Source organism: Oleiphilus sp. HI0080 (assembly GCF_001635135.1).
This window is the reverse complement of record NZ_LWFU01000357.1, coordinates 1-8,224: the sequence shown is the minus strand read 5'-3', so window position 1 is coordinate 8,224 and position 8,224 is coordinate 1. Positions and strand designations below refer to the sequence as shown.

Below are 8,224 nucleotides of genomic sequence, written 5' to 3'. Positions count from 1 at the left end.
CTGTTACACTTGTTGATAAGCTTTGAACATTTGGCTCAATCACGCTCAAAAAATGGAAGACAAACTCAAACGATGGATCTTAGCTTCCCCGTTATAGGCAATGCGACTGGCGTTGTTACGTTCGCTCTGTTATGCATGTATATGCTGCGCAGCGAACACCGCCGCACCACTGATAAAGCGCTTCTGGCAGCCGCTTTCTGTTCCGCATTGTGGCTCGGGTTGCTGTGCGCGCAGTCGAGCGGTTTTGAAATCCCTTTCACGATTCGCTATAGCATAGAACTTCTAAGAACCCTCTCATGGTTCATTGTTCTCTACTCGATACTTGGTATATCGCCTTTTCCTAGAAAATTGAAAATTGATCCTCAGTTGTTATTTAGCTCTGGGATCATCATTTTGCTCAGCGCCACCATAGCACTCATCAATCTTCAAGCGTGGTTGGGTATAAACCTTGTTGATGGGCGAAGCTTACTCATCCTCAATGTACTGGTTTCGCTCGTAGGCATCCTTCTGCTCGAACAAATCTGGCGTAATTCGGCAATCTACACTCGAGCAGGCATCAAGTACCTAAGCTTGGCGGTCGCTACAATCCTCGCCTATGACTTTGTGATGTATTCCGACGCATTGCTATTCAACCATTTGTCAGGCGCTCTATGGGATACCAGAGGCGCAGTAAATGCCCTCGCCACAACGCTTATCGCCACCACGCTAATCACCCGCAAAGACAAGCCTATTGGTATTCACATCTCGAGACAGATGATCTTCCACACAACCACACTAATGCTTGCTGGTGTTTATCTGATCTTTGTTTCTGCGGGTGGTTACTACATTAACGTTTTCGGAGGTACCTGGGGTGAAGCGCTGCGTGTTTTATTCGTCTTTTCAGCAGGCATCTTTCTGATCCTCGTCATCAGCTCCCCGAATCTTCGAGCACGCACGATGGTTTTTATCTCGAAGAACTTCTTCGACTATAAATATGATTATCGAGATGAATGGATCAAATCAACGGCTAGCCTGCAGTCTAGCGATGCGCAAGATACTCTCCCATTACGTAGCACCCGAACACTAGCTGAGTTGGTTCAAGCACAAGCTGGCGCCATATGGGTTCGTGATGAAGACAATAATTTCGCTATCAAATCACAGTTTGGTTTTACAGAAAGAACACTCTCTCAAATAGATCAAGATTCTGACCTTGCTCACTACTTTGAAGACAACGACTGGATTATAAACCTGACGGAGTTCTTGGCGGACCCAGAGAAATACGACCTCATTGAAATACCAGAAGGGATCTTAGGGGCTGAAGAGCCATGGTTGATCGTTCCTTTAAAGAGCAATAACAGACTATCTGGATTTGTATTTCTGGCAAAACCCTACATGCCAATGGAGCTAAACTGGGAGAACTACGATTTGCTCAAGATCGTTGCTCAACAGGCATGCAGTTATCTCGAGCAACATAGATCCGAAGAGCAGCTTGCGCAATCCCGCCAATTTGAAGCGGTCAACCAAACCTCAGCATTCCTTATTCACGATATTAAGACCATTATTGCGCAGCTATCCCTGATGGTAAAAAACGCACCTAAACACAAGCACAAACCTGCATTTGTTGATGACATGATCAACACGACCCAGCACTCCGTTGAGAAAATGGAACATTTGTTGGCACAGATTCGTAACCCAGGGCAGCATGAACAGGTGCGCGAGGTAGACCTTTGCGATTTGCTTGCAAACATCTGCCTAGAAAAAAAATCTAGCTCGCCAACTCCAAAACTGGTGCTGCATGAAGAACATATCTGGGTTAACGCAGACGTACAGCAGTTAGCCTCAGTTATTGAACACATCACCCAAAACGCAATCGAGGCCTGCGATCGAGATGGGCAAGTTGAGATCTCTACTAAAACCAGTGCAGATGAAGTCTTCGTCTTTATCCAAGACAACGGTATTGGCATGACGCCCGAATTTATTAAGAATGAACTCTTCAAACCGTTCGCAAGCACCAAAGGTCTCACAGGAATGGGCATAGGCGCATATCAAAGCCGAGAGTACCTGCGAAAAATTGGCGGTACAATCAACGTAACTAGCGAGCCAGAGCTAGGAACTTGTTTTACACTTAGAATTCCACGTATCAAAATGGATGAACAGTTGATGCAAACAAAGGAAGCACGAGCGTGAAAAAGAACTTACTCATTGTCGAGGATGATCCAGGCCTTCAAAGCCAGATGCGCTGGTGCTTCAATGACGACGTGGAAGTCCATATGGCTTCAGATAGAGAAAGCGCCATTTCCTTGCTGCGTCGACATGAGCCCGGAGTTGTAACGCTTGATCTTGGCCTACCTCCAGACCCAGGGGGCGCAACTGAAGGCTTTTTAGTGCTAGAAGAAATCCTCCAACTCGCCCCAAAGACTAAAGTCATTGTGGTAACCGGACGCGAAGAAAAAGAAAATGCCGTTCAAGCTGTCGGCATGGGCGCCACTGATTTTTTCCACAAACCGCTAGACGCAGACATTCTGAACTTTATTGTAGAGCGTGCTTTTCGCATGCAAGAACTCGAGACTGAAAACTCGCGTCTGAAAAAAACACAGGCCGGCTCCGGCATACCCGGAGTTATCGCCAGCAGCCCATCTATGATGAAAGTTTGCAGAACTATCGAAAAGATAGCACCGGCGGACGTATCCACCTTACTTTTGGGAGAGACAGGCACCGGTAAAGAGGTGCTAGCTAGAGCCTTGCACAACCTCAGCCCTCGCTCCGATGGTCCATTCTCAGCGATCAACTGCGCAGCGATTCCAGAGAACCTGCTAGAGAGCGAATTATTCGGCCATGAGAAAGGCGCGTTTACCGGCGCTCATCAGCAAAAAAAGGGCAAGGTTGAACTTGCACATGGGGGCACCCTGTTTCTCGATGAGATTGGTGACATGCCGGCATCCCTGCAACCAAAGATGCTCCGTTTTCTGCAGGAGCGAGTCATCGAACGAGTAGGCGGCGTGAAAGAAATTCCTGTCGATGTACGCGTTGTTTGTGCAACACATCAAGACATCGACAGCCTTATCCAGAGCAACAAATTTCGTGAAGATTTGTACTACCGCGTGAGTGAGATTAGCTTAAATATTCCCCCTTTACGCGAGCGCGAGGGTGATTCTGTACTGATCGCCCAGGCCCTCTTAAAGAGCATTGGCAGCGACATGAATCGCGAAGATTTGCGCCTTTCTGAAGATGCGATGACGGCTATTCGTCATCATGATTGGCCAGGTAACGTGCGTGAGATGATTAATAAAATCAAGCGTGCCGCCATTATGACCGATGGACGCAACGTTAGCGCAGAAGACCTAGAGCTAGAGGGGGAGTTTCTTAACCTACCCGAGGGTTCTCTAAACCTTAAGCAAATACGAGATAACGCTGAAAAAACCGCTTGCCAACAGGCTATCCAAAGCGCTGCAGGCAACATGGCAAAAGCAGCGAGAATACTCGGCGTCACTCGCCCAACCCTTTACTCCCTAATAGAAAAGCATGCTATCAAAACAGCTTAGTTGAGCGCCAAATTAGCGATTGAGAGTGATCAAGCGAAGGCTTTTCGATTGGCCGAATTGGCGTATAGCACCAAAACCATACACAACTTCGAAAAACCCGCTTGATGGCACTGAGAGCTCTGCAAAACCCAGCCCTTCAGACCAAGATGAGCGGGATAGATCCCACCGAGTACGTGGGATCACAAAGCACTGAGCTACCCTGCAGCCTTAGCCTCATTGAAGTGCGCTTGAATTTCCGCATTATCGGGCTGCATCTCAGCGGCCTTTTCCAGATACGGCAATCCCTCAGCGGTTTTACCAAACTTGTGCAAAACCCACCCATAACTGTCCAAGACAGCGGGACTATTAGGCGCAAGCTCAGCAGCGCGGGCTAAAAGATCTAGCGCCCTCTCATCGCCTTTTTCGTAGTAGAGCCAACCAAGGTTATTCAATGCAGCAACTGAATCAGGACGTTGAGTTAAGAGTGTTTCGTATACCGTTTGCGCTTTATCGACATCACCTTTTTGCTGGCTTTCCATGCCAACCAACAGCATCGCTAGTAAGTTATCAGGTTGCGCTGAATACCAGTCTGCGAGAAACGCCGAACGTGCCTTTTGGTCTTTCAAAAGCCCTAGAACCCGATGCAGTTTTTCTGCAACTGCAGGAGCTTTGGATAAACTCCAAGCTTTCTCATAAGCGCTTCGGGCAACCGTATATTCCTTTTTAGCCATCGCAAGATCGCCTTTCAAGGCCGGCAGAATGTGCCCCAATTGCTCGGCCTGCTCATCCAGCTGAGCGAGCATTTTCTCCGCCTCGTCGAATCGTTCAGACCGTATTTCAACCTCAGCAAGTACTGCAACAACACGGACATTTCCAGGGTTCGTTACAAGACTTCTAGCCGCCACATCCCGCGCTTTATCTAACTGCCCGGTTTTGAGGTAATCAATCGCCCGAGAGTAATCAATCACCGCCTTAACATCTTTTAGTTCAGCACCCTGATCAGGCAGATTATCCATAGCGTCAGCGTAATAGCGCTCCGCGCCGGAGATATTTCGATTGCTTAACGCGATACGAATCAGGCTTTGATACGCAGCCAGAGACTGATCTTCTCTCGCACGCTGAGCAAGTTTTCTTAGAGCATTCTCCTGCCCATTCACACGGCTCTCAGCCTCATACAAACCAGCGTATGCACCAATGCTGTTTGGACTCAATTCAAGCATTGCTTCGAAATACTGCTTCGCCGCTTCATTCTTGTTTTCAAGCAGGGCATTACGGCCCAGTGCACCTTGAATGACTGCCCGCTGACTATCTGCTTTAGCCAATGGTGCAGCGTTTTTAAGCAACATACTTGATTCTGCTATATCGCCGGTTGTCGCCAAAAACTGTCCCGCAATAAAATTCGCAGTGTAATCATCAGCATGCTTTTTCGCGTTCGAGACCAAGATCTCTTTCGCTTTGTCTTGCTCGCCATTTCTGCGGTAGTAGGATGCTAAATCCACTAAAACCTGACGCTGTTTCGGGTCAAGCTCGAATGCTTTTTGAAGATGAGGCAACTCCTTGCTCCGGTCGGCATTTGGCGTGCTACGATAAAAACTCGCGAGCGCGAGCTGCAGACGGACATTCTTTGGAGCCAAACCTGCGGCCTTGATAATGGCGGCCTCACCTTTATCGTACTGCCCGTCCGAGACGGCAGCCAAACCATAAAGCGCCAGTATCTCGACAGATGTTTGCTGATCAATCGTAGGCTCTAACGCTTCAAGCACGCGTTTGGGCTCGTTCAGCTTCAAATTGGTCGCCATGTAGACTTGTGTTGCAAGTGGGCTCGACGTTTCGGGATCAACCACGTCACCAAGGTAACGTGCTGCGGCCTCCGCATCACCCTGCATGTAGCTGATGATGCCAAGCACCTGCCGTGAACGCACGTGGCCCGGGTATCTCTCCACAAGAGCAACAAGCTTCTCTTTGGCCTCGTCTAGGCGATTCTCTTCAAAATCTTTCATCGCCTCCTGAAAACTATCATTCGCCTCCGTCGCCCCGGGGAAAGCTTCAGACAGAAGCTTGGTATAAATATACGCCTCGTTCGAACGGCCCAAACGCGTTAGCACATAGGACAAGCGCTCAAGCGTAAGCACTCGATCAGGCATCATTTGATCCGTTGTCGGCAGCACAGAGAGTAGTTGGCTCAAGGTACCTTCTGCCCCCTCAAGATCGTTTTCTGAAATTTGGATGCCCGCTTTGAGCAACTGAGCCTTAGCGTAGGCCTGCTCAGATTCAGAAACCTTGTTGATCCGTTCCAAAGCCGAAGACATATTGCCCTCAACTGCATCGATCGTTGCCAGACCGATCATCGCTTTACCATCCGAAGCGTTGTTTGCAGCTAACTTGCTATAAACCGCGCGCGATTCTTCCAACTTCCCTCGCTTAGAAAGAATCTCAGCTTCGAGCAACATTTTTTCGCGTGTAGGTTCGGTGAGTTTCTCTAGAGCGCTATCTGCAGACTGAAATTTACCAAGCGCGATATAAGTCTCAGCGAGCTCCAAAAGGTAGGCTTCGGAGCTTTCGTTAGGGATCGCCTCGAGATAGGCACGAGCATTTCGATGATCGCCAACCTCATTCATCACATCAGCGAACTCAATCATTACTTCCGGGTTGCCGCCAGACTTTTTAGCCGCATTTCTGTATTCGATCATCGCCGCTTTATACTGCCCTTGACCTTGATAGGCTTTGGCTCGATCCAAGTGATTTTGATATTCCGTATCGGTGTCATCGCCACCGCAGGCCGCCAATAACAATACCGCGGATACAGTGCTGACCAATTTGAGTTTGGTAAAACGACGACTTATGCTGCTAATGCTTTCCATGTTCAACCTTGATGAGTTCTTTATTTGTTGTGTTCTTTTCTGCCCTGTTCAATCAAACCTGAGCGTAACCCTTAAAATTTTAGTTCGCTCGATACTCTACTCTAATCGAGAGTGATAATTAAGATCTAGCCAAAAACCAAACTCCAAGAACAGCTTTCGACTAGCTTTCCTTTTCGCCGCAGCGCTCTTTAAATGTAACCATGCGTTTTCAGGTATGAATAAATTTTCTGCGCACATTCTTCAACTGAAAGCGCACCCGCATTAATGACGATTTCGGCCGAATCCGGAGCTTCGTAAGCGGAGTCTATGCCTGTAAAGTTCTTAATCTGACCCTGGCGCGCTTTTTTGTACAAGCCTTTTGGGTCGCGGTCTTCACATACACTCAGATCCGTCGCGACATACACTTCGATAAACTCACCAACCGGGAACAAAGTACGCACCATTTGACGGTCCGAGCGAAAAGGAGAGATAAAAGCAGAAAGCACGATTAAGCCGGCATCTACAAATAAGTGGCCCACCTCGCCAATTCGACGAATATTCTCAACTCGCTCTTGGTCTGAAAAGCCCAGATCCCGATTTAGACCATGGCGAACGTTATCGCCATCTAGCAAATAAGTGTGCTTGTCATGAGAAAACAACAGCTCATCAAGGGCATTCGCAACCGTTGATTTACCAGCACCACTTAAACCTGTAAACCAAATCATACAGGGCTTTTGCCGTTTTTGAGTAGCGCGCTGATCACGCTGAATTTGATGGTCATGCCATCGGATATTATTGTTCAAACCACTTTCTCACTTATTGTTTTTTAATTTTGCTGCATCGCCATTCTGGACAGCGCAACACTATCCAGAATGCACGGAGCGGGGCTAGTCCACTCCTTATTTACGACCTATGGCGTAGTATGTAAATCCATAACTTTTAACGATAGCAGGGTCATACAAGTTACGCCCATCAACAATCACCGGGTTAACAAGTTTTTGCTTCACGGCCTCGTAATCGATCGCTCTAAAGTTTTTCCATTCTGTACAAATTACAAGCGCCTCCGCGCCCTCAATCGCAGCCTCTTTAGAGCCCAACAACGCAAGATCGTCACGCTCACCATAAATGCGAGTACATTCTTCGCTTGCTTCTGGGTCATACGCTTTTACTTTTGCACCAGCCGCCCAAAGCGCTTCCATTAAACAGCGTGAGGGCGCTTCGCGCATATCATCCGTTTCAGGTTTAAAAGCCAAGCCCCAAACAGCAATGGTCTTGCCGGCTAAATCACCATCAAAATGCGCACTCAACTTCTCAAACAAACGATGCTTCTGGCGATTATTCACGTTCTCAACCGATTGCACTAGCTCAGCTTCATAACCTACGTCACGCGCAATTCGCGTCAAAGCCTGCACATCTTTCGGAAAACAAGAACCACCATAACCCGCACCGGGATAGATAAACTGAAAACCAATACGCGGATCTGAACCAATGCCCAAACGAACTGACTCGATATCGGCCTCTAAGCGCTCTGCAAGGTTCGCCATTTCGTTCATAAAGCTGATCTTAGTCGCCAACATCGCGTTCGCAGCATACTTCGTCAACTCAGCGGAACGGACATCCATAAACAAAATTTTGTCATGGTTTCGATTAAACGGTGCGTAGAGTTCTCGCATTGGCGCCTCAGAAGAGGCTTTCGAAATACCCACAACGATGCGATCCGGCTTCATAAAATCACCGACGGCAGCGCCCTCTTTCAAAAACTCAGGATTCGAGACCACATCAAACGACAAGCTCACACCACGCTCAGACAGCACACTGGCAATTTTGGCATACACTTTGTCACCCGTCCCGACAGGCACGGTCGACTTATCAATCACAATTTTC

The 8,224-nt window shown here is 48.1% G+C and carries 5 protein-coding genes; 2 read left to right on the top strand and 3 right to left on the bottom strand.

What is annotated here, in order from left to right:
• Nucleotides 1-2,166, top strand: a 2,166-nt coding sequence (prsK, locus tag A3751_RS05270) for an XrtA/PEP-CTERM system histidine kinase PrsK (RefSeq protein WP_231876844.1), incomplete at its 5' end; no start/stop codon positions are given.
• Nucleotides 2,163-3,521 (top strand): PEP-CTERM-box response regulator transcription factor, encoded by a 1,359-nt coding sequence (gene prsR, locus A3751_RS05265; RefSeq protein ID WP_082863067.1) that lies wholly within the window; start codon nt 2,163-2,165, stop codon nt 3,519-3,521. The genes prsK and prsR, both read left to right, overlap by 4 nt.
• A gap of 194 nt (nt 3,522-3,715) precedes the next feature.
• Here the strand turns inward: prsR and A3751_RS05260 are convergent, their stop codons facing one another.
• From A3751_RS05260 to A3751_RS05250, 3 genes are all read right to left on the bottom strand, one after another.
• Complete coding sequence (locus A3751_RS05260; protein ID WP_068453086.1) at nt 3,716-6,361, bottom strand: tetratricopeptide repeat protein; 2,646 nt, start codon at nt 6,359-6,361, stop codon at nt 3,716-3,718.
• Nucleotides 6,362-6,549: 188 nt separating this feature from the next.
• Complete coding sequence (gene cysC / locus A3751_RS05255; protein WP_068453083.1) at nt 6,550-7,143, bottom strand: adenylyl-sulfate kinase; 594 nt, start codon at nt 7,141-7,143, stop codon at nt 6,550-6,552.
• 96 nt (nt 7,144-7,239) lie between these two features.
• Nucleotides 7,240-8,224, bottom strand: a 985-nt coding sequence (locus A3751_RS05250; RefSeq protein WP_068453080.1) for a UDP-glucose/GDP-mannose dehydrogenase family protein, incomplete at its 5' end; no start/stop codon positions are given.

Excerpts from the sequence above, each read along its gene's own strand:
- A3751_RS05260 (WP_068453086.1), bottom strand. The coding sequence starts at position 6,361 with ATGGAAAGCATTAGCAGCATAAGTCGTCGTTTTACCAAACTCAAATTG.